Below are 22586 nucleotides of genomic sequence, written 5' to 3'. Positions count from 1 at the left end.
GTGTGCCGGCGGATGTGCTGTTGAGCGTCGCGCTGATCGAAAGTCAGGGCGCTGGCCTGACGACGGCCGCCAACGCGCTTGCGACCGAGATCTACAGCCGCATCAACAGCGATGCCGCCGAGAGCGGCCTCGCCCAGCTGGTCTCGGGAGGCATTGTCTCCCTGGCGACGGCCCAACAGATCATCACCGAGGCCTTGACCGCCGCGTGGCCGAATATTCCGACGCCGGTCCTCAACCTGTCGAGCGTGCCGTCGAGCGGGCCGTATTCGGCCAGCGTCACCGGCGGCATCACCGCGCCGATGACCTTGCAGCAGGCGCTCGTCCCCGCGATGGATCTGCTGAACCAGGATCTCATCGCCTATACGGACGCCTCCGCCGTCATCGCCGGAACGATGACCGCGGCGACGGCGATCGCCAACGTCGAAGCCTACAGCGGCGCCTTCCCTTATGTGGTCGACGTGGCGCTCATGCATCTGTCGACGCTGGTGAACGCCGGCGTCGGCCCGGCGCCGAACCTGACGCTTCTGCAGCAGCTGGGCGGTTACACCCCGGCAGATCTCCAAGCCGTCCAGAACGCCTACAACGCCCTCACCGCGGCGAACGCCGCAATTCTGGTGGCGTTGGGCCATCGCATCGGTACCGGTACCACCGAAACCGGCCTGGTGGGCGCGATCACCAGCGGATACCTGCCGTACACCCAGGCGATGGCGCTCCTGAACAACGAATTGACGGCCGCGCTGGTAAAGGCGTCGTCGAGCGAAAACAGCACGCTGCACAGCGTGGCGTATGCCTGGGTCGATATCGTCGCCCACAACATCGCCAACGGCACCGCGGGCGGGACCGAGGCCATCCCGTCAGGCAGCGGCGTCCATACCGTCACCGTCCCCGGCATCCTCTCGATCCACAACGCCGCGTTGGCGGTGCAGAGCCAGATCGAAAGCGGCGGCCTTGCGACCATCCAGTCGTTGCTGACCGGCGTTGCGACCATCAACGCTGTCGAGAGGAATGCGGCCAATCACTCGGTCGAGACCGATCTCGGTGTTCACCTCAGCCAGATGTGGACTGTCCTGATATTGCCCGCCAATGCGAGCATCACGGACGTGGCCGAGGCGGCCCACACAGCGACAGCCTGGTACCAGGCAGCGTGGACCGCGGCGTGGACCAACTTCCCGCTGGCGCGCATCATCGGCGGCGAGATCGCCGGCAATCCGACCAGCGCGCAAGGGTACATGGATCTGCTGTCAAATCTGCTGGTGGCCGGCCTGCCGGTCGGGCAGGGGCCGCTGTTGAACGCCCTGGGGCTCGGAAAAAATGTCCAGTCCATGCAGTCGGCGCTGATCAACCAGATCTTCGGCACCACGGGCGAGATTGTCGATCCCGAGGACATGGCCAACGGCTTCGGCGATGTGCTCAAGGACGCGTGGGAAAAGATCAGCTTCGGCTATGGCAAGGGTCTGACCGGAAGCGGCGCCGGCGAGGCGGGAGAATTCGAGGTGGCGCTCGACTCCGGCACGCTTGTCGAGTTCAGCCCAGCCATGACATTCACGATGGTTCAGCTGGCCTCGAACGGCATGGTTGCATTGATGACCATGAATACCGTGGCGAGTGCCCTCAGCTCCAATCCGGTTCTTGCGAATATCTCAGGACCTCTGGTGGGCGCGCTGAAGCTCGTCGCGAACTCTTGCAACCTGGTTACCAACCTGCTGAACACCACGGCGCTCACCTACATCAATCAGGTCTATTCCATCGGCGCCGACATCGTGAGTATTTTCGGCGACGGCAGCAACACCCAGAAGATCGCATCCGATGGGGCCGCGCTGGGCCAGGCGTTGTTCCAATATTCGGTGGGCTTCCAGTTCCCGGCCGTGCAGAACCTCGCGCAGGATGTCGGCGCTGCGTTCCAGGATCTGTTCACCGGGCATCCGCTCAGCCTCGCCAGCGACGTGCTGTCACTTGGGGGCGACGCGATCCAGCTGATCCTGAGCAATCCCTACCTGCAGGCCGCCGCCACCGTGCTCAACACCTACGCCACACAGGTGGAAGACGATCTTGGCCTGAACAAGGTTGCCGACGCGTTCATAAGCCTTGGCGATTGGCTGTCCCAGGCCAGTGCGCTGCCTCCGAACACCACCGTGCAGCCGCTGGGCCTCAACTCGGCGACGTTCTATCATAGCCTTCAGTCGCTCTTCAGCTGGTGAGGCAAACGTCAGTTTGGGATCAGGAGTTCACATGTCCGATCAAACCGAAGTGCTAGTGTCCGGCAAGGCCATCGATCCCGCAGACCCAAAGGGCTCGGAGGCTTTGGGCACGGCGCTGGGCCTCTCCCTCCAGCAACTGGCCGTCGCCAACGACGCGCAGCAGATTGCGATCCTGGCGATGACCGCGGTCCTGGCGCTGTCGCCGGGGACCGCCGCCATCGAGACCGACAAGCTCGGGGCCGTGCTGGCGATCCTGACCAAAGGCCAGCCGAACGGCGACGCCTACCGGGCGCGGATCGCCCAGTATGTCGGCCTGATGGTCAATGTCGCCCGCAAGCTGCCTGCGATGGTGGACGAGGCGAAAAAGGCGGCCGCTCAGGCGCCAGCGGGCGCCACCGAGAGCCCGCGAAAGGATAACTAACGGCGTGGATCGGGCAGCCGCCGCGGAGGCGCCGCAAGGCCATTGGTGTAAATGTGGCAGGCCGCCCGGTCAGGACGGGCTCGGCCAAGCGTAGCGAACGGGCATGGCGAACGAGGGCATTTTTCGCGAAGCAGCACTTGAGAGGTTGTCGGCGCCGGAGCGGCTCGACCAGGGGCTCCGTATTGTCGGACGTCCGACCTGGGTCGCGCTGCTGGCGCTGGCGGGTCTCGTGGTCGGCGGCCTGATCTGGAGCATCGTCCTGACGGTGCCGGTCACGGTGCCGGGCCAGGGCATATTGCTGTCGCCGGGCGGCCTGCTCGACGTCACTGCCGACAATCCGGGGCGCCTGCTGAGCTTCAGCGTGGCGGTCGGCGACAAGATCAAGGCCGGTACGGCGGTGGCCCGGCTCGATCAGCCGGAGATTCGCGAAGATCTGATCAACGCGGAAGCCGAATACCGCGACGCGGTCGGCGAACGCGACCAGATCGTGAAATTCCAGGAGCGCCGCGGGCCGCCGCTCGCCGCCTCGATCGCACAGCGCCGGCAGGGCTACAAGGACGATATCGCGTTTCTTGAAAAGCAGCTTGGCTGGCTCGACGAGATCGCCAAGGGCGACGCCGTGCTGATGGACAAGCAGATCCTCACGCGCAAGAGCGCGCTCGAGACTCGCGTCGAGATCGGCAAGGCGGAGACGCAGCGCGCGCAGGCTCAGGATGGCATTCGCAACCTCGATTTCGAGGCCACCAAGGCGCAGACCGACGACGAGCGCGAGCGCCTCAATGCCGACCTGAAGGTCGCGGCCGCCGAGCGCAAGATCCGCACGTTGCGGGAGAAGCTCGACCGCCAGAGCGTGGTGCTGAGCCCGTACGACGGCACTGTCATCGAACTCAAGGTCAATCCGGGCGAAATCGTCGATCGCAACGCTGCTTTGTTCTCGCTGATTCCCGACAAGGTCGCCGAGGCGCTGCCGAGGGATGGCAAAGATCCGATCGGGCCGCTCTATGCGGTTGTCTATGTGCCGTCGAACGACGGCAAGAAGGTCCGCCCCGGCATGAACGTGCGCCTGTCACCCTCGACGGTGCGGCGGGAAGAGTTCGGCTTCATCGAAGGACGCGTCCGCGCCGTGGCGGAGGTGCCGGCGACCGCGGAAGGCATGTACCGCACGCTGAAGAACCGGCAGCTCGGACAGTCGCTCGCCAAGGACGGCGCCCCTTACGAAGTCGTGGTTGATCTGTTCGCCGCCGGGGACACACCGAGCGGCTATCGCTGGTCGTCGTCGCGCGGCCCCGATCTCAGCATCAATGCCGGCACGACGGTCGGCAGCGACATCGAGACCATGTCGTTGCCGCTCCTGAGCCTGTTGATCCCNNNCCGCTGCGGCAGGTCCTGGGAAGCGGTTCGTGAGAGCGTTGCTTGCGCTGAAAACCAAAATCGTCGGGGCGACGTCGCGCGCGGCGCTGCTGTTTGCCAGCACGTGGCCAACACTGCGGGCACGCATCGGCGACACTTCGGTGCACAGGACACCTACGATCCTTCAATACGAGGCAGCTGAATGCGGCGTCGCGTGTCTCGCCATCCTGCTCGGTTATTTCGGCCGGTGGGTCCCGATCGAGGAGTTGCGTGAGGTCGCCGGCGTCAACCGCGACGGCACCAATGCAAAAAATCTGCTGCTGACCGCTGAGCGCTACGGACTCGAGGGTGGCGGCTACACGGTCGGTCCAGACGATCTGACCGACGACGTTCTGCCATGCATCGTGTTTTGGGAATTCAATCATTTCGTCGTGGTGGAGCGCCGCACCAGCGAGAAAGTCTGGATCAACGATCCGGCGACCGGTCCCTGTGTTCTCACGACGCAGGATTTCGATCGGGCGTTCACCGGAGTGATACTCGCCCTGAAGCCGGGTCCCGACTTTGCTCCGGGGGGTGAAGCGCCTGACCTGGTGCGCAGCATCCGCCAGACCCTGCCGGGCTTCAAGGCGCCGATCCTGGCCGCCGTGCTCGCCGGCTTCCTGCTGGTGGTGCCGGGCCTGATGATCCCCGGCCTGCAGCGCGCCTTCGTCGACTACTACATGATCGCCGGATTGTCGCGCTGGCTGTGGTGGCTGGTCGGCGGCATCGCCGCGATCGCGCTAGCGAAGGGATTGCTGACCTTCCTGCAACAGCGCACGCTGGCGCGGTTACAAGTCAAGCTCGGCGTCGATACCAGTGGTCGGGTGTTGTGGCACATCCTTCGCTTGCCGATGGCTTTCTTCGCCCAGCGCAACAGCGGCGAAATCACCAACCGCCTCATGGTCAGCGACCGCCTGACCGGCCTGCTTTCGGGCAATATCGCGGTGACGTTCATCGGCCTGCTGTCGATCGTGATCTACGCGCTGGTCATGTTGGCCTACAACGTGCCGCTGGCGCTGGTGGTGATCGCATTCGCGGTTCTCAACCTGGCGCTGCTGGTCTGGTTGTCGCGCCGGCTGTCGGACGCCAGCCGGCGGATGCTGCAGGATGAAGCCCGTATGCAATCCACCATGATCCACGGCTTCGCCAATCTTGATACTTACAGGGCGAGCGGCGCCGAAAACCTGTTCTTCCGGCGCTGGGCCGGCGAGCACGCCAAAGTCGTCAGCGCCGAGCAGGCCATGGCGTTCTGGCAGCGGCTGCTGGCCGGCCTGCCGATCCTGCTCGGCACGATCGCAGGTGCCTGCATCGTGTTCATCGGCGGCGTGGGCGTGATGCAAGGGACCATCAGCATCGGCATGCTGGTGGCGTTCCAGGCGCTGATGGCCAATTTCAACGCGCCCGTCACCAGCGTGATGGGACTGACCGCGCAATTGCAGCAGGCGCGGGGGCATATCGACCGGCTCGGCGATGTCGGCCGGCAGCGCGTCGATCCAATTCTCGAGGCCCCTGATGAATCGGGCGTAATTCCGGCGCTGCATGGCGCCCTGGATATCCAGGGCCTGACTTTCGGTTACACGACCGTGGCGGCGCCATTCCTGCGCGACATTTCGCTGAAAGTGCCGGCCGGCGGTCGCGTCGCGATCACGGGCGCCACCGGCAGCGGAAAGTCCACGCTCGCCCGGCTGATGGTTGGACTGATGACGCCGCGCGACGGCGTGATCCGGATCGATGGCATCGATCTCGCCCGGCTGTCGGCGCCGGTGTTGCGCTCGGCCGTGGCCTATGTGGACCAGACCACCACGCTGTTCGGCGGTACCGTGCGCGAAAATCTGACCATGTGGGATCTGACCATCAGCGAGGATCGCGTGGTGGCGGCCGGCCGGGACGCGATGGTGCACGAAATGATCGCGTCGCGTCCGATGGCCTACGAGACGCGCGTCGACGACAATGGCCGCAATTTCAGTGCGGGCGAACGTCAGCGCCTTGCCATCGCCCGGGCGCTCGCGGTCGATCCGGTGCTTATCGTTTTCGACGAAGCGATGAGTTCGCTGGATTCCATCGCCGAACAGGGAATCATCGACAACATCCGCCGCCGTGGCTGCACTTGCATCCTGATCTCGCACCGCATTTCGACCCTGCGAGATTGCGACGAAATCATCGTTCTGGACGAGGGCCGTATTGTCGAGCGCGGCCGCCACACCGCCCTGATGGCGGCGCATCGCCATTACCGGAAGCAGGTCGAGGTATGATGGCGCCCCGTCCGCCCGTGCTGACTCTGGCGTCGAGCGACGGAATGCTGGCCGCGCCGTTCGCGGCCGCGCCGAGCATCAATCTCGAGCCCGGTGAGGCCCTGGCGCTCAGCGAAGCCCAGCAAGGCCACATCATCGCCGCCGGACGGGTCGAGATCTATCTCACCGTGAAGAGCGGCGACGAGTTGTCGGGACGCGTGTTCCTGTGCGAACTCGGCGGCGGCGAGTACATCGCACCGATCGTGGTGGCAGACGATCTATTGGTCACCGCGGTAGCGGTTGAGACCAGCGCGATCGCCGCCATCCGCACCGACACCCTGGCTGTCCAGGCCAAAGGCTCCGAGCAGCAACACAACGCGGTGGCCGCATCCATCGACGGGTGGCTTGGTCATCTCAGCGCCGCCGTGAGCCGCATGGTCGTCCCGGCGCCGCTCGATATCATCACGTTCGTGCCCGGGGAACAGGCGAAGGCCGCCGGCGGAGCCGCGCTCATGACCCGTGGCGGCGTGGTCTGGTTGACGGCACTGGGCGCCGACCTGTCGTGCTGTGGCGGCGTGCCGGTCGCCGGCATAAATCGCCGGCAGGTGGCGGCGGTGGCCGGCGGCGTCTGGATCTCGCCGGCGCGGCCCTGCGAGGTTCATGCGGTCGGCACNCCGCCGATATTCTTCGCCTGTCGGAATGGCAGCGCCTGCTGGAGTTGACCCACGCCACTTTGTTCTCGCTGGTCCGGCGCGCGCACGACACCCGTCAGGACGCGTTGCGCGAGGCGGTCCAAGGCCGGATGGCGCGTACCACGCGCACGGTTAATCGCGCCTTCACGCGGTTCGACGCGGTGCTGGGCAAGGTCGCGCCGCAGGCCGCCGCCGAGCCTGTCGGCGACGAGCCGTTCGTCGCGCCGTTCGTCACCATTGCGAGCAAGCTCGGGCTCGACTTCACCAACCGGCAGCGCGAACAGCTTTCACGGGCGAGCAATGTCGACGACGCGGCGCGCGCGGTGCGGTTGCGCAACCGCCAGGTGGTGCTGAGCAGCGACTGGTTGCGGCAGGATCTCGGCCCGCTGATCGGTTTCCTCGATGACGCGCGGCACCCGGTGGCACTGATCCCGACCGACGCGAAGCGCTGGGTGATGATCGAGGCGGAGCACGCCAGGCCGAAGCCGGTCGACGCCACGCTGGCGGCCCGGCTGGCGCCGCAGGCGCACATGCTCTATCCGCCGTTCCCGGATCGGCCGATCGGGTTTCGGCAATTCATCGGTTTCGGCTGGCTGCGCAACCGGTGGGATGCGGCGCTCGCTGTCTCCATGGCGCTGGCCTCCGCGCTGCTCGGCCTCGCGACGCCGATGGCGATGCAACTGGCGTTCGATCGCTTCATTCCGGGCCACCAGACGCTGTCGCTGTTAACTCTCGGCATGGGCCTCGTGCTGGCCGCGTTCGTCGCCGCCGGCTTTCGTTTCGTGTTCGACATCGCAAGCTTGCGGCTCGACGGGCGCGGGGCGGGCGCCTTGCAGGCCGCCTTCATGGACCGGCTTTTGCGGCTGCCCGACAGCGCGCTGCGCATGAGCCCCGGAAATATCGCCAGTCGCTTCGTCGCGGCGGATCAATTGCGCCGCGGCGCCTATTCGCTGATGCTCGGCTCGATTTCAGCACTGCTCTTTTTCGTCAGCAACATCGGCCTGATGTTCTACTACTCGCCCGCGGCGGCGGGGGCGGCGATCGGGCTGTTCGCCCTGATCGCCGCGATTGCGGCGTTCTGCGGCTATCATCAGCTCGATGCGCTGCAGCGCGGGGAGGAGATCCTCTCCGATATCTACGGCATCGTGTTCCAGCTCGTGCATGGCATCACGACTCTGCGTGCAACCGGATCCGAGCAGCGCGGCTTTGCGCGCTGGGCCATGGACTTCGCCGAGCTGCGCTCCCGCATGTACCGGGCACGGACCTTCGGCACGCTGTTCGAAACCGCGCTGGTGGTCTTCGAGCTGCTGGCGCTGGCGGTCATCCTGTTGATCCTGTCGCAGCTGTCGCACGACGAACTCTCGACCGGCGCATTCGTGTCCTTCATCGCCGCGTATGGCGCCTACATGGGCGCCTCGCTGCAACTGGCGCGCGGCGTCGTTGCCGCCTGGAATTCGCAACCCTCCTGGGGGCGTGTGGCGCCCTTGCTGCGCGCAGCGCCTGACGTCGCCGGATCGAAGCGCGATCCGGGCGTGCTGACCGGGAATATCGATGTCACCAACGTCTATTTCCGTTACGGCCCCGACGCGCCGCTCGCGCTCCAGGGCGTCTCGCTGTCGCTGGCACCGGGCGAGCACGTCGCGCTAGTCGGCCCCTCGGGATCCGGCAAGTCGACCCTGATGCGGCTGCTGCTCGGGTTTGAGATGCCGGCGAGCGGCACCGTGCAATATGACCGGCAGGATCTGCGCTATCTCGACATCGAAATGGTGCGGCGGCAGATTGGCTGCGTGTTGCAGAACACCGCGTTGTTTCCCGGCACGCTCTATGAAAACATCATGGGCACCCACGAGGGCACGCTCGACCAGGCGTGGGAGGCTGCGCGACAGGCCAATATCGACCAGGACATCAACGCCATGCCGATGGGCATGCATACGATCGTGACCGAAGCCGCGGCTGCTTTCTCCGGCGGCCAGATCCAGCGTTTAGCGGTCGCCCGCGCACTGGTCGGCAAGCCGCGGATCTTGTTGCTCGACGAGGCCATGAGCGCGGTCGACAACGTGACGCAGGCCCGCCTAACCGAAAGCCTGCACCGGCTGGCGGTGACGCGCTTCGTCATCGCGCACCGCCTCACCACCGTGAAGAGCGCCGACCGCATCATCGTTCTCGACCGCGGTAAAGTGGTGCAAACCGGCCGTTACGACGAGCTGATGGGGGTCAAGGGCCTGTTCGCCGATCTGGTCGCGCGGCAGCTTGTTTGAAATTCAACACGGCTTCCTGCCTGCAGGATATTCGGCGGGCCGCGCTCACGAGCGAGCCCGCCGGCATCCTCAACGGGAATAGGATCGACGAAGGTCATCCACACAGCGCCGTCAACATCGGCCAAGTCCCTTAACCGCAACCGCTTGGAGACGAGAGCCAGCAACCGGTACTGCCATATTCCGGTACTCAGGAAGCCAAGAAAGGATTGATCATGCAGCAGGGAACAGAGCTTCGATGGGTCAACGGATCCTCCTTCGGCTGAGGGGTCCTATCCGACGCGAGAAGTCACGCGTCGCTACCGCAACAATAGCGATAGGCCTCCCGCCTTCTCCAGCGGCTGCCGCGCTGGTGTTTGAGGAAGGATTAGGAGGCTTTGCCGTCGGCGTATATGCGCGAGGCGTGATAGACTCTATTGGGAAATGCAATAATGGTTGGCCTTCCCGACTACCCGTCGAGAATAAGGCGAGGCTGCGTGGGGGAGCAACAGATGCTTTGCCATGCTGCCAGTCAAGTCGGCTTGCTTTTCAGCGGTCGGCTTGAGCGATGCAGGCCGCGGACGTCCTGTTGCTGGAAAAGCTCGGCGCAAACGCCGCGCAACCACTGGCTTGCGGGATCATGATGGAAGCGGGCGTGCCAATATTGTTTGACCGTAAAACTGGGGATCGGTAGCGGGCACGCGAGCACGCGCAGCCCGTAATAGTGTGCCAGGGTTTCGCCGATGTGGCGCGGCAGCGTAGCGATCAGGTCGGTGGTCCCGATGATCGCGGGCAGGCCGAGAAAGCCCGGCAGCTCCAGCGCGATGTCCGGCGCGATTCCCTGTTCCTGGGAGGCGTCAGCGAGCAGTTGATGCCCCGTGCCGGATCGAATGAGCACGTGAGCCTCACGCCTGAAATCTCTTAGTGTGATGCGATCCTTGATGCGAGGATGATGAGCGTTCGCCAAACAGACCCAATCCTGCGGAAACAGCGCCTGTTGGAAATGGCCGGCATCTAGGTCCGAGATGTAGCCGAGCGCCAGATCGCCCTCGCCGGACTGAAGCGTGCGAGGAGTATCCATGCCGATCTGTGCCGCCTCGATCCGGATGCCTGGCGCGACGTGGCGAACATGGGCGAGGATGGCCGGAAGTAACGTAATATGGCTTGCGTCCGTCATGCAGATACTGAAGCGCCGCTTGGCGGTGGCTGGATCGAAGTCCGTGCGCAGCTCGGCCAGCCGCCGCAGCATTTCCAGTGCCTGCCTCGCGGTGCCGATCAGCGCTTCCGCCCGAGGCGTCGGTAGCATTCCCTCCGGCGAACGGACGAACAGCGGATCGTCAAGTTCCTGTCGCAGGCGCGCAAGCCATATGGAAACCGTCGGCTGGCTTTGACCCAGTCTCTCAGCCGCCTTGGTGACGCTGCCCGTGGTGAACAGCGCGTCGAAGAGCCGCAACAGGCGGGGGTCAAGCAGGTTGGCGTGGGGCAGGTCATGACGCGTCATTGTGATTCACAATAATCAATATAAGTCCCATAGCATATCAAAATGTTCCGGCGGCTGGTATCCGAGCTTCCAACGTCAAAGTTGCTCAGGGAGAAGCGTTCGGATGAGGATCTGCTTTGTCGGAGCGGGGGCATTGGGCTCGACGATCGGCGGCACGCTGGCGCGAGGCGGGGCAGACGTCTGGCTGATCGACCCATTCCGTGCTCACGTCGAAGCGATCAATGCGCATGGCCTCCGCATGCTGGAGGGCGATGTCGAGAGCATTGCAAAGGTCACCGCGTGCACCTCCGCGGCCGAGGTCGGTGGGGTGGCCGACCTCGTGATCGTGCTGGTCAAATCCTACCATACGCGCGATGCGATCCGTGCCGCGGCGCCGATCATCGGCCCGCAAACGGTCGTGATGTCGCTGCAGAACGGTCTTGGCCACGAGGAAATTCTATCGGAGGAAGTCGGCGGCGGCCGGGTGCTGGCAGGCAAGACATATGTCGGTGGCGTGCTGCTCGGCTCGGGCTTTGTTCGCTCCGGCGTGATCGGCAAGGAGACCATCATCGGCGAGCTCGATGGCCGCGTCACAGTGCGTGCGCAACGCATCGCCGAGACCTTCAACCGCGCCGGAATTCTCACCCTGCTCAGCGACAACATCACGGGCACGATGTGGGACAAGCTCTTCATCAATGTTGCCGGCGGCGGAATCACTGCGATCACCGGGCTCACCTATGGCGGCCTCTACTCGCTACCGGCCCTGGAAGAGTGTGCGCTCGCGGCGATTTCCGAGGGCATCACGGTGGCGCAGGCCGCAGGTGTAAAGGTTTCGATCACCGATCCGCGCCGCGCGTGGACCATGGCATCTGCCGGGCTGCCGCCCGAGTTCAAAACCTCGATGCTGCAGAGTCTGCAATCGGGCAATCTGACCGAGGTCGATTACATTCACGGCTCGGTCGTGCGCTGGGGCGCCAAGCTCAACATGCCGACCCCTGTGAATTCCACCATCGTCGCGTTGGTCAAGGGTCTCGAATATGCGCGCACCGACTACCCTGGAAAGGCCTGAGGCGATGACACTCCCCCGCGCCTATATCGAACACGTTGCCATCCGGGTGCCGGATATAGACCGCCACGTCGATTTCTTCCGCCAGGTGCTTGGCCTCGGTATCCGCGACGAGCAGGCGGCCGAAGGCGCGCGCCCTCGCCAGGTGTGGGTGCTCGGAAGCGTGCAACTCATCGAGGATCCGAGCTTCGTCGGACCGGAGGGGCGTCTCGCCCATCTCGGCATCATGGTCGACGATTACGACGGTGTGCTCGCCCGTGCCGCCGCTTGGGGAGCCACGGCCCTGCCTGCCGGACCGAACTGGCTTGAACTGCCGGGTGGGCTGAACGTGGAGATCTTGCAAGCGAGCGCCGGCGCGGTGGAAGTCGCCCTGGCAATCAATCCCCGTGCCTGAAGGAAGATCGATCAATGAGCGATGAACGCTACTGGGATGATGCCGCCGTCGGCGACGAATGTATCACCCCGTCGGTGACAGTTACCGAGGCGATGGTGAACGCCTACGCCGAGCTCACCGGTGATTTCACACCTGTTCATGTCGACGAGGAATACGCGAGGACCACGCCGTTCGGCACCCGCGTCGCGCATGGGCTGTTTGGGCTTTCGCTCGCCGATGGCCTGAAAACCCGCGCTGAATACCGCTTCCTGCCCGGCATGTCACTCGGCTGGACCTGGGATTTCAAGCTGCCGATCAAGCTCGGCGACACCGTCCACGTCAAATTCCGCGTCGGCTCGATGCGGACCACCAAGCGCGAGGGTTGGGGCATCGTGGTGCTCCCTTCCGAACTGATCAACCAGCATGGCCAGGTGGTGCAGCTCGGTGAGCATCGGCTGATGATCCCGATGCGCCCAAAGGCGAAGGCCGAGGGAGAGCCGGCATGAACACACAGCGCCTGCCGTTGAAGGGCATTCGTGTCATCGACTATAGCCACTTTTTGGCTGGCCCTTTCATGGGCCGCTGCCTCGCAGCGCTGGGGGCGGAGGTGATCAAGGTGGAGCGTCCGAAGGAGGGCGATGCCGGCCGCGCGCATCCGTATTTCAAGGATGGACAGTCCGGCTACTTCCTGCAGCAGAACATGGGCAAGCAAGGACTGTGCGTCGACCTGCGTGACAGACGCGGCCTCGAGTTGATGCTGAAGCTGGTCGAAACCGCGGACGTGTTCATCGAGAACTATCGTCCTGGCGCACTTGAGCGCCTCGGTCTTGGCTTCAAGGCACTGTCTGAGCGCAATCCGAGGTTGGTCTATTGCTCGGTTTCTGCCTATGGCCACACCGGCCCGTACGCCGACCGTCCGGGCTTCGGGCTGATTGCCGAGGCGATGTCCGGCGCAATGGCGCAACTCGGCAGTCCCGGTGAAGCGCCGCCGCTGCTGCGTATGCCCTTGGCCGATATGTATACCGGCATTCATGGCGTGGCTGCGATCAATGCGGCGCTCGTCGGTCGTGCTTCGTCCGGCCATGGCCAACACATCGATCTGGCACTCTATGATTGTATGGTGTCGATGCACGACTTCGCCGTGCAGCGCTACTTCCTCTCGGGCGGCACCGACCTGCCGAAGCAGACCGGTAGCGGCCAGCCGGATTCGACCGTCTACGGTGTGTTTCCTGCCAAGGATGGCAATCTCGTCATTGCCGCGCAAGTCGATGATGCGTGGAAGAGATTGGCGAGGCTGATCGGCGGGAATGCATTGGCGTCCGACGAGCGCTTTGCCAAGCCGGCTTCCCGCAACGCGCACTATGCCGACGCGATGGAGATCGTGCGCAACTGGACGCTGTCACAGCCTTCGCGTGACGCGTGTCTTGCCGCTCTTGAAGACGCAGGCGTGCCGTCCGCCCCAGTGCAGACCATCGCAGAAGTCGTGAAGGATCCACAGATCCACGCGCGCGGCATGTTGGTCGAGCAGGAGCATCCCGTGCTCGGCAAGGTGACGCTGCCTAACCTGCCTTTTCATTTCTCCGATTGCGACACGACGGTGCGCACGCCGGCGCCGTTGCTCGGTCAGGATAATCGCCGCATCGCAGCCTCGTTGGGATTCTCTACCGAACAGGTCGACGAAATGGTGCGCGACGGCGTCCTCTACAACGAAGCCGCGGTGTAGGAGAGAGCCATGGGCGATCGTTACGCGGTGATCGGCAATCCGATCGGCTTTAGCAAATCACCCCTCATCCACGGCAAGTTCGCCAAGATGACGGGACAGGACGTTGTCTATGAGGCGATCGAGGCCCCGCTCGATGGCTTCAACGCACGAGTGGATCAATTCCGGACCGAGGGCGCCAAGGGGCTGAACATCACGGCCCCGTTCAAGCTCGATGCTTTCGCTTACGCAAACGAGCTTTCAGAGAGCGCCGACAGAGCTGGCGCCGCAAACTGCCTGAAGTTCGTGGGCGATCGGATTATTGCCGAGAATTTCGACGGGATAGGCCTCGTGCGAGACATCACCATCAATCTCGGCGTCAAGATGGCCGGCCGGCGCGTCCTGATGCTCGGTGCCGGGGGCGCAGCGCGTGGCGCGCTGCTGCCGTTCCTGCGCCAGGAGCCGTCCGAGTTGGTTCTCGTCAATCGTACCTTATCGAAGGCTGTGGCATTGGCCGAAGAGTTTGCCGGTTGTGGTACCCTGATCGTCAGCGGCTATGCTGAACTGGCCGATCTTGCCGAAGGCTATGACGTCGTGGTCAACGCGACATCGGCCAGCCTGCGGGGTGAGATGCCGCCGGTTCCAGGCAATGTCTTCCGCGGTGCGAAGTTGGCGTACGAACTTGCCTACGGCAGGGGATTGACTCCCTTTCTTCAAGCGGCCCGCGCCGAAGGCGTAGCCAAGCTGGCCGACGGCGTCGGCATGCTGGTCGAGCAGGCGGCGGAAGCTTTTGCCTGGTGGCGGGGCGTTCGACCGAGCACGGCTCAGGTCATCGCCGAGCTGACTGTCCCTTTGAGCTGACGGGCGATGCCGGGCATGCATCCCAAATCCAGCTTTCTCGTCGGTCTGATCGGCAGCGGCATCGCTGCGTCCCGCACCCCGCCGATGCACGAAGCGGCTGCTGACGCCGCCGGCATCCGCTATCTCTACAAGAAGATCGATCTGGCCGAGCTGAAGCTCGGCGTGGAAGCGTTGCCGGAATTGCTCACGGCGGCAAGGCGGATGGGTTTTGACGGGTTGAACGTGACCCATCCCTGCAAGCAGGCGATCCTTCCGCTCCTGGATGAGCTTTCGCCTGACGCGGAGGCACTTGGTGCCGTGAACACCGTGGTGATCAGGAACGGTCGAATGACCGGCCACAACACTGACTGGTTCGGCTTCGCCGAGAACTTTCGTCGCAACATGCAGGGTGCCTCGCTCGGCCAAGTCGTCCAATTCGGTGCAGGCGGCGCAGGATCGGCGGTCGCTTTCGCACTCATGAAGCTCGGCGTGCAGGAATTGACCATTATCGACGTCGACGTAGCCAAGGCGCAGAGTATGGTCGACGGCTTGTCCCCCCGATTCCCAGAAGTGCGCCTGAAGGTCGGCCGGGATGTCGCAGCGGCGGTGGCTGCCGCAGACGGAATCGTCAACGCAACGCCCATCGGCATGGACAAATATCCCGGCACGCCGCTGCCGACGGCTCTGTTGCGTCCCGATCTGTGGGTCGCCGAGATCGTCTACTTCCCGCTAGAGACTGCGCTGCTGCGCGCAGCGCGTGCCCTCGGCTGCCGCACCGTCGATGGCGGAGGCATGGCGATCTTCCAGGGCACCGAAGCATTTCGCTTGTTCACGGGCATGTCGCCTGATCCGGACGTCTTCTTCGCCACTTTTACATCCCTGGGAGGATGACGTCAGGCCGATGGGCGAGCGGCACGTACAACGCCCGAGAGGAAACGCAAGATGGGCTACACGCTCGATTTCTCGGTGGTTTGGCAGGCTATGCCCGCGCTGCTGTGGGGATGCGTGGGGACGTTGGGCCTGGCGCTTGCCGGCATGACGCTCGCGATGATCATCGGTGTCGCCGGCGTCGCGGCACGCGATTCGAAGGCGGCATGGTTACGTGCTCTCGTGATCGGCTTCGTCGAGGTCGTGCGCAATACGCCTTTCTTGGTGCAGATTTTCTTTCTGTTCTTCGCCCTGCCGCTCATCGGGTTGAAGCTCAATCCGACGGCCACCGCCATTATCGCGCTCGGTGTCAATGGCGGCGCATACGCCATCGAGATCATCCGCGGCGGGGTCCAGTCCGTTCATAAAGGACAGGTGGAAGCGGGCTACGCGCTCGGACTGCACAAAGGACAGGTGTTCCGGTTCATCGTGCTCAAGCCCGCGCTTCGCGCGATCTACCCCTCGCTTACGGGGCAGTTCATCATGCTGACGCTGACCTCCTCGATCTGCTCGGCGGTGTCGGCCTACGAATTGACGTCGGTTGCGCAGCGCATCGAAAGCGACACATTCCGTAGTTTCGAGGTCTATTTCTCCGTCACCTTCCTCTATCTCGCGATCTCCTGGCTGCTAATGCTGGGCTTTGCGGTCATCTCTCACCGCTTCTTCTCATATCCAACACGCTGAGGGAGCGATCATGACACCGCATTTTGGTCTTCCAGAATTTGGTTTCCTGTTGCGCGGGCTGCAATGGACGGTGCTGTTGACGCTGGTCGCATTCGCAGGAGGCTGCACGGCGGGGCTCGCCGTCGCGCTGCTTCGTACCTGCGGTCATAGGGGCGTGGAATGGATCACCCGCATCTACATCGGGATATTCCAAGGCACGCCGCTGCTGCTGCAGCTTTTCGTCGTGTATTACGGATTGGCGCTAACCGGGCTGAAGCTGGACGCGTTCGTCGCGGTGGCGATCGGCTTCACCGTGAATGCCTCCGCCTTCCTTGGTGAGATTTGGCGCGGAGCGATACAGGCGGTGCCGCGCGGCCAGACCGAGGCGGCGATGGCGCTTGGACTGCACTATTCGTCCCGCATGCGCGATATCGTGCTACCGCAGGCAATTCGCATCTCGCTGCCCGCGACCATCGGGTACCTCGTGCAGCTCATCAAGGGCACGTCGCTCGCCGCGATCGTCGGCTTCATCGAACTCGCCCGCGCCGGTCAAATCGTATCGAACCAGACCTTCCAGCCGTTGCTCGTCTTCGGTGTGGTCGGCGCGATGTATTTCATCCTCTGCTGGCCACTGTCGTGGTGGGGCAGTCGGATGGAGGCCAGGCTCGCTCTGGCCAGTCAAAGGTAGGAACGGCGCACCTACTCAATCACAAACAGCCATCACCAGGAGGAGATACTCATGTTGTTTTCACCCAACCGTCGCCAGCTCGGCATCGCGCTGCTGGCATTGACGGCTATTGCCGTCGCAGGCAAATCGCAGGCCGGCACGTTGGAAGACGTGAAGAAGAAGGGCGTCGTCGTCATCGGCATTCAGGGCGACAATCCCCCCTGGGGCTATGTCGATAGCTCGGGAAAGCAGGATGGAATCGATGCCGATATGGGGCGCGCCTTTGCTGACTATCTCGGCGTGAAGGCCGAGTTCGTCCCGCTGGCGGTGGCCAATCGTATTCCGGCGCTGACCACAGGCCGCGTCGACATTCTGTTCGCGACCATGGCCATGCTGCCTGAACGCGCGAAGGCGGTGCAGTATTCCAAACCCTACGTCGCCAACGAGATTACGCTTGTCGCCGCCCAGACAACTCCGATCAACAGCAATGCCGACATGGCCAAGTTCGTCATCGGCGTTCCGAGGTCCTCCACGCAGGATACGCAGGTCACCAATAATGCTCCGGCGGGCACCGAAATCCGCAGATTTGACGATGATGCGGCCACGATCCAGGCGCTGCTCTCCGGTCAGGTGCAGGCCGTCGGCGCAAACAGCTTCTACCCGCAGCGTCTAAACGCCGCAAAGCCCGAACTTGGGTTCGAGCCCAAGCTCCATTTCACGGCGCTGTACAACGGGGCCTGCACGCGCCTCGGCGACAAGGAGTGGAACGAGACGGCCAACAAGTTCATCGACCAGATCAAGTCGAACGGCAAACTGGCGAGCTTCTACGCCAAATGGATGAAGGCGCCTGTACCCATCTTCCCGGACTCGGTCCCCGGCGTTCCCTTCACCGTTCAATAGCCATTGCGAGCGGCCGACGCGCCATCCGCGTTGGCCGCCGCCCGATAGCGGAGCCGAATCCATGCAGGACAATATCCTGATCGAGATGAAGGGCGTGCAGAAGTGGTACGGCGGGTACCAGGCTCTCCGTGACGTCAATCTCACCGTGCGTAAAGGTGAGAAGATCGTACTTTGCGGCCCGTCCGGGTCAGGCAAATCGACGCTGATCCGCTGCATCAACCGTCTCGAGGCGATCCAGCAGGGCAGCATCGTGGTGAACGGTCATCGGCTGGACGACAGCATCAAGGCCATCGATGTGGTACGTCAGGACGTCGGCATGGTCTTTCAGAGCTTCAATCTCTTTCCGCATATGACGGTCTTGCAGAACTGCATGCTCGCGCCCATTCGCGCGCGCCGCATCGGCAAGACTGAGGCAGAGGCGACTGCGCGAAAATACCTCGAGCGCGTGCGCATCGGTGACCAGGCCGGGAAGTATCCGGCTCAGCTTTCGGGCGGCCAGCAACAGCGCGTCGCGATCGCGCGCGCGCTCTGCATGCAGCCTAAGGTGATGCTGTTTGACGAGCCGACCTCGGCCCTCGATCCCGAGATGGTCAAGGAGGTGCTCGACACGATGATAGGCCTCGCCAACGACGGCATGACCATGATTTGCGTCACCCACGAGATGGGCTTTGCCCGCCAGGTTGCCGACCGCGTCATCTTCATGGCCGAAGGCCAGATCATCGAAGAAGGCGCGCCCGACGCGTTCTTCCGCAATCCTCAGCACGCCCGCACCAGGCAGTTCCTTGGCGAAATCCTCGCCCATCACTGAACGGAGTTCTCTCATGAGTCGTCTTGTCTATGTCCTCAACGGACCAAATCTCAATTTGCTCGGCAAGCGCCAGCCCCACATCTATGGCTACGAGACGCTGGCAGACGTGGAGCGGGATTGCCGGGCGCTGGCCGAGGAGCTCGGCCTGGAGCTTCGCTTTCATCAATCCAACCGGGAATACGAGCTGATCGATTGGATCCACGAGGCGCGGGAGACGGCTGCCGGGATCGTGATGAATCCCGCCGCTTTCACCCATACGTCAGTCGCCATCCTGGATGCTTTGAACACGTTCGAGGGGACAGTAATCGAGGTGCATATTTCCAACGTGCACAAGCGCGAGGAATTCCGCCACCACTCGTTTGTCTCCAAACGAGCTGATGGAGTCATCGCAGGCTTCGGCACGCAGGGTTATCTGCTCGGCTTGCGTCGCGTGGCCAAGCTGCTTGATGAAAAGAAGGGGTAGTGTCGTATGAGCGCACCCGTCCGCCTCTCGGTGATGGGAGCGGGTCTCATCGGCAAGCGACATATCGAACACATTCTCACGCGGCCGGAGGCGATGCTGTCATCGATCGTCGACCCGGCGCCGGCGGCGCGAGAATTGGCGGTTTCGCTGAAGGTGGACTGGTTTCCGTCCTTTCAGGACATGCTCTCCGGAAATCGGCCGGAAGGGGTGGTTGTCGCCACCCCCAACCAGATGCACGTGGCCAACGGCATGGATTGTATCGCGGCTCGCATCCCGGCGCTCATCGAGAAGCCGCTAGCGGATGACGTCCTCGCTGCAGCGACCCTGGTCGAAGCCTCGGAGCGGGCAGGTGTGCCGCTGCTCACCGGCCATCATCGCCGGCATAACCCTATGATCCAACGCGCCAAGGCCGAGATCGACAGCGGCCGGCTTGGCCCGATCGTGTCGATGCACGGCATGTTCTGGCTGATCAAGCCGGACGATTATTTCGACGTCGCCTGGCGCCGCGAAAAAGGGGCGGGGCCTGTTTTCCTAAATCTCATCCACGATGTCGACCTGCTGCGGTACCTCTGTGGGGATATCGTCGCGGTGCAAGCCGCTCAATCCAATCGGCTGCGTGGAAATGCGGTCGAAGAGACCGCGGTGATCATTCTGCACTTCGCCTCGGGCGCGCTGGGTACGGTCAATGTCTCCGATACCATCCAGTCGCCTTGGAGCTGGGAATTCACCGCCGGTGAGAACCCGGCTTACAGTCAGACGCAGGAGGCCTGCTACCAGATCGGCGGCACGAGGGCATCGCTGGCTATTCCGCAACTCGAACTGTGGCATCACCCAAGCAAGGCCAGCTGGTGGGCGCCGATTGAGCGTGAGCGGCTGAGCTACGAGAAAGCAGACCCGCTCGGGCTACAGATCACAAATTTCTGCGGGGTTATCCGCGGTACAGCCGAGCCTGTGGTGAGTGCGCGCGAGGGGCTGAAAACCCTCAGAGTGATCGACGCGGTCAAACGCGCGGCGGAAACCGGGGGTTTCGTATCGGTTTGATACCGGAAAGTACTCAACGTCGGGGTATCGAGGTCATAGCTCAAGAACGACGACATTTAGCGGACTGTCACTAATAGTAAGTACACGAAACACTATGATCGTGCGACGAATGCCCACTTTCAGTCGGATGACTGGGGCGGTAGTGCACCTTCACTCCACATTCGCGAGCGCGTTGTCGGTCTGGTGGCTGAGCATCACGCCCTTGGAACGGCCGGTGGTCCCGCCGGTGTAGAAGATGCCGGCGAGATCGCCGCCCTTGCGCATGGGGTCGGTGATTGGCGCGCTGTCGGCGATGAGGTTGTCGTAGCCCTCCATCGACTGACCTTTTCGACAGCAGGACTCGAACGTGCAACTCCACCGTTATAAGCGGCAGACTATCGATCGTCTTCCTCCTTGATTTCCTGCGCGTTCGTTCGCGATCGGTTGATAGGCAGTACCAAGGCGCAAGGTCTCCGCATCAAGCCGATAAGAGCCATCTGGCAAGCGCGACGTGTGCACCGGCCGCTTGGTTAACGGCCGTCCTCGCGGATGGCGCCTTCAACGCGGCGAGCGTAGCGATGGATCGGAGTCGCCAGAGGTACCCCCAAATTCCCCGGCGCATCGGCTCAATCAGAGATTATAAATCGTCACGTTGGCATCGCCAAATTCATCTCAAGGAAGGAATTGCCACCATGTTGAAGCACTATATCAGGACCGCGGAAACGTTGAAGCGCCTGCGCACGGACCAGGACGGTGTTGTGTCGTTCGAGTACATTATCGTCGCGGTTTGTATCGTTGGCGCAGTAGGTGCCGTGTTCGGTGGCGGAGCTGGTGGTCAGATCGGAGCCGCGCTGACTACCGGGATCACCGCTATCACTACCGCTTTCGCGACAGCCATCGCGGGTTGATACGGTCGTCTGACCCGGAGGGGGGCAATCCGGGCTGCCCCCCTTATGTGTGCTCCCGCCTTTTCGGTTGCATTCCACTTTTTGAGCTGTGCATTTTATGAGTTGGATCGCTTCCACAGCCTCGATTCTGGTGATCCTGTTGCTGCTCTATGTCGCAACGATCGATATCGCGACGCGCTTGATCCGAAACGAAATCTGCGTGGCGCTGGCGCTCCTCGGGATCGCCAGTCAACTGCCCAACCCGATGCAAGTTGCCGAGTCGCTGATAACAACCGCGATCCTCTTTCTGCTGCTGTTGGTCGTGTACACTTGCGGAGGACTTGGCGGCGGCGACGTCAAGTTGCTGACTGCCTTGGCGATCGGTTTTCCGCCGGCCGGCGCGATTCAGCTATTGACGATAACCGTGCTGGCCGGTGGCGTGCTTGCCCTGGTGCATCTGGTGATGCGCCTCCTTCCATATCCCAGGTTGGCACCCGCCGGATCGTCGCTTGCACGCCGGGTCTACGCGATCGAGCGTTGGCGCCATTTGCGACACGCCCCGCTACCTTACGGAGTTGCTATTGCCTGCGGCGGCATTTGGACCATTTTGAGCAAGGGAATATGAGATGTCATCCGCGCTGCGTCTGTCGATCATCGTGGTGCTTCTGCTCGCAACCACAGCGTTTGGGCTGATTGCCTACAACATGAACCTGCCGAAGGCGCAGCCTCCAGTCCCAGTAAAAGTCGCAGAGACAGCTCCGGCGCCAGCGGCGGCCCCGACCGCCGGATACTTTGTTGCGGCACGTCCATTGCCGAAGGGGACATTGGCCCGCGAAGAAGACTTCGCGGTACGCCAGGTGCCGCCTGAACATCTTCCGGCAGGGGCGATTCTTGAAACGTCCGACTCGAAGGTCGGACTTCCCGGTTCTCTGGTTCGCAAGTTCGTCGAGGCTGGCAGCCCGATCACCTTACAGGACGTATTGCGGCCGAGAGATCGGGGTTTCCTGGCCAGCGTCCTGGCACCGGATAGCCGAGCCATCAGTATCAAGGTGGACGAGGAGTCTGGCGTCTCGGGGCTGATCAGGCCCGGTGATTACGTTGATATCCTGTTGACCCAGGTATTCGAGAAGGCGGATCCCGCGCGTCGCGCTCTGAGTGAAACAGTTCTGAGCAACATTCGAGTTATCGCGATTGACCAGGAGATTGTCCAGGGCGGTCGCACCATCAGCTCGGTGGCCGGCAAGCAACCGCAAACTGTGTCGTTGGAGCTTGCGCCGGATCAGGTCAAGAAGATCACGGTCGCAAAGCAGCTCGGAACGCTTTCCCTGGCCGTAAGGGCAGCAGTCGAGCAGTGGGACACCGCGGCTGAGACTGGCGCCATGTCCAGCTGCGACGTGTCGCCGGAAATTGCTCGGCAGAATGCAATTGCCGGCCGAACTGCAGCGGTCGTCGTCCATGCAGGCGGTCAGGTCAAGCAATACTCGGTCAGGAAGCAGGACCCAGGCGACGCTCTGGTCAACTGCGACGGATCGATAATTTCGCACCGAGGTGCGACGATGGTGGTTCAGGCAGGCAAGTTGCTGGAGAAACGTTGATGAGTGCTAACATTGCAGTCGCCGCTTCGCCCG

20 protein-coding genes and 2 pseudogenes are annotated in these 22586 nt (G+C 63.1%); 20 read left to right on the top strand and 2 right to left on the bottom strand.

Going from position 1 to position 22586, the window contains the following annotated elements; all coding sequences use genetic code 11:
- The 5 genes and pseudogenes from A5906_RS42570 to A5906_RS46390 all read left to right on the top strand — a co-directional run.
- Positions 1-2198, top strand: a 2198-nt coding sequence (locus tag A5906_RS42570) for a hypothetical protein (protein WP_210189981.1), incomplete at its 5' end; no start/stop codon positions are given.
- Between the two features lie 31 nt (positions 2199-2229).
- Positions 2230-2619, top strand: a complete 390-nt coding sequence (locus A5906_RS17095; RefSeq protein WP_080136531.1) for a hypothetical protein — start codon at positions 2230-2232, stop codon at positions 2617-2619.
- Positions 2620-2722: 103 nt separating this feature from the next.
- Positions 2723-3987, top strand: a pseudogene (locus A5906_RS46395) (NHLP bacteriocin system secretion protein); the annotation flags it as partial.
- Positions 3988-4019: 32 nt separating this feature from the next.
- Positions 4020-6260, top strand: coding sequence for a cysteine peptidase family C39 domain-containing protein (locus A5906_RS17085; protein ID WP_080136529.1), 2241 nt, complete (start codon positions 4020-4022; stop codon positions 6258-6260).
- Positions 6261-7041: 781 nt separating this feature from the next.
- Positions 7042-9189, top strand: a complete 2148-nt coding sequence (locus tag A5906_RS46390) for an NHLP bacteriocin export ABC transporter permease/ATPase subunit (protein WP_161495400.1) — start codon at positions 7042-7044, stop codon at positions 9187-9189.
- A 508-nt stretch (positions 9190-9697) separates the two neighbouring features.
- Here the strand turns inward: A5906_RS46390 and A5906_RS17070 are convergent.
- Positions 9698-10666 (bottom strand): LysR family transcriptional regulator, encoded by a 969-nt coding sequence (locus tag A5906_RS17070; RefSeq protein WP_080136526.1) that lies wholly within the window; start codon positions 10664-10666, stop codon positions 9698-9700.
- A gap of 103 nt (positions 10667-10769) precedes the next feature.
- Between A5906_RS17070 and A5906_RS17065 the strand changes: the two genes are divergently transcribed.
- The 12 genes from A5906_RS17065 (at position 10770) to A5906_RS17010 (ending at position 20092) form a co-directional block, all read left to right on the top strand.
- On the top strand, positions 10770-11714 hold the full coding sequence (locus tag A5906_RS17065) for a ketopantoate reductase family protein (protein ID WP_080136525.1): 945 nt from the start codon (positions 10770-10772) through the stop codon (positions 11712-11714).
- Between the two features lie 4 nt (positions 11715-11718).
- Positions 11719-12105 (top strand): VOC family protein, encoded by a 387-nt coding sequence (locus tag A5906_RS17060; protein ID WP_080136524.1) that lies wholly within the window; start codon positions 11719-11721, stop codon positions 12103-12105.
- Positions 12106-12119: 14 nt separating this feature from the next.
- On the top strand, positions 12120-12590 hold the full coding sequence (locus A5906_RS17055) for a MaoC family dehydratase (RefSeq protein WP_080136523.1): 471 nt from the start codon (positions 12120-12122) through the stop codon (positions 12588-12590).
- Positions 12587-13807 carry a CaiB/BaiF CoA transferase family protein gene (locus A5906_RS17050; RefSeq protein WP_080136522.1) on the top strand — a complete coding sequence of 407 codons (1221 nt, stop codon included), beginning with the start codon at positions 12587-12589 and terminating at the stop codon, positions 13805-13807. The genes A5906_RS17055 and A5906_RS17050 overlap by 4 nt, the downstream gene beginning before the upstream one ends.
- Positions 13808-13816: 9 nt before the next feature.
- Positions 13817-14644, top strand: a complete 828-nt coding sequence (gene aroE / locus A5906_RS17045; RefSeq protein ID WP_080136521.1) for a shikimate dehydrogenase — start codon at positions 13817-13819, stop codon at positions 14642-14644.
- Between the two features lie 15 nt (positions 14645-14659).
- Positions 14660-15514, top strand: a complete 855-nt coding sequence (locus A5906_RS17040; protein WP_080136577.1) for a shikimate dehydrogenase — start codon at positions 14660-14662, stop codon at positions 15512-15514.
- 51 nt (positions 15515-15565) lie between these two features.
- Positions 15566-16234, top strand: a complete 669-nt coding sequence (locus tag A5906_RS17035; RefSeq protein ID WP_080136520.1) for an amino acid ABC transporter permease — start codon at positions 15566-15568, stop codon at positions 16232-16234.
- Between the two features lie 10 nt (positions 16235-16244).
- The gene (locus A5906_RS17030) at positions 16245-16901 is read left to right on the top strand and encodes an amino acid ABC transporter permease (protein WP_080136519.1); all 657 of its coding nucleotides are present in this window, start codon (positions 16245-16247) and stop codon (positions 16899-16901) included.
- A 51-nt stretch (positions 16902-16952) separates the two neighbouring features.
- A complete protein-coding gene (locus A5906_RS17025) occupies positions 16953-17780 on the top strand; it encodes a transporter substrate-binding domain-containing protein (RefSeq protein ID WP_080136518.1) in 828 nt (275 codons plus the stop codon).
- Positions 17781-17841: 61 nt separating this feature from the next.
- The gene (locus A5906_RS17020; protein ID WP_080136517.1) at positions 17842-18588 is read left to right on the top strand and encodes an amino acid ABC transporter ATP-binding protein; all 747 of its coding nucleotides are present in this window, start codon (positions 17842-17844) and stop codon (positions 18586-18588) included.
- Positions 18589-18601: 13 nt separating this feature from the next.
- Positions 18602-19051 (top strand): type II 3-dehydroquinate dehydratase, encoded by a 450-nt coding sequence (gene aroQ / locus A5906_RS17015; protein ID WP_080136516.1) that lies wholly within the window; start codon positions 18602-18604, stop codon positions 19049-19051.
- A gap of 6 nt (positions 19052-19057) precedes the next feature.
- Complete coding sequence (locus tag A5906_RS17010; protein ID WP_080136515.1) at positions 19058-20092, top strand: Gfo/Idh/MocA family protein; 1035 nt, start codon at positions 19058-19060, stop codon at positions 20090-20092.
- Between the two features lie 159 nt (positions 20093-20251).
- On the opposite strand, the pseudogene A5906_RS41445 reads toward A5906_RS17010, so the two are convergent.
- A pseudogene (locus A5906_RS41445) lies at positions 20252-20407 on the bottom strand (AMP-binding protein); the annotation flags it as partial.
- Positions 20408-20763: 356 nt separating this feature from the next.
- Between A5906_RS41445 and A5906_RS17005 the strand changes: the two are divergent.
- The 3 genes from A5906_RS17005 to cpaB all read left to right on the top strand — a co-directional run bounded on the left by A5906_RS17005 (position 20764) and on the right by cpaB (position 22553).
- The gene (locus A5906_RS17005) at positions 20764-20979 is read left to right on the top strand and encodes a hypothetical protein (RefSeq protein ID WP_080136514.1); all 216 of its coding nucleotides are present in this window, start codon (positions 20764-20766) and stop codon (positions 20977-20979) included.
- A gap of 97 nt (positions 20980-21076) precedes the next feature.
- Positions 21077-21583 (top strand): A24 family peptidase, encoded by a 507-nt coding sequence (locus A5906_RS17000; RefSeq protein WP_080136513.1) that lies wholly within the window; start codon positions 21077-21079, stop codon positions 21581-21583.
- 1 nt (position 21584) lies between these two features.
- Complete coding sequence (gene cpaB, locus A5906_RS16995; RefSeq protein WP_080136512.1) at positions 21585-22553, top strand: Flp pilus assembly protein CpaB; 969 nt, start codon at positions 21585-21587, stop codon at positions 22551-22553.
- Positions 22554-22586 lie beyond the last annotated feature (33 nt).

Origin of the sequence: Bradyrhizobium sacchari (assembly GCF_002068095.1) — a bacterium.
In the GTDB taxonomy this organism is placed as follows: Bacteria; Pseudomonadota; Alphaproteobacteria; order Rhizobiales; family Xanthobacteraceae; genus Bradyrhizobium; species Bradyrhizobium sacchari.
Note: the sequence above shows the minus strand (reverse complement) of the source record. Positions and strands in the feature narration are given on the sequence as shown.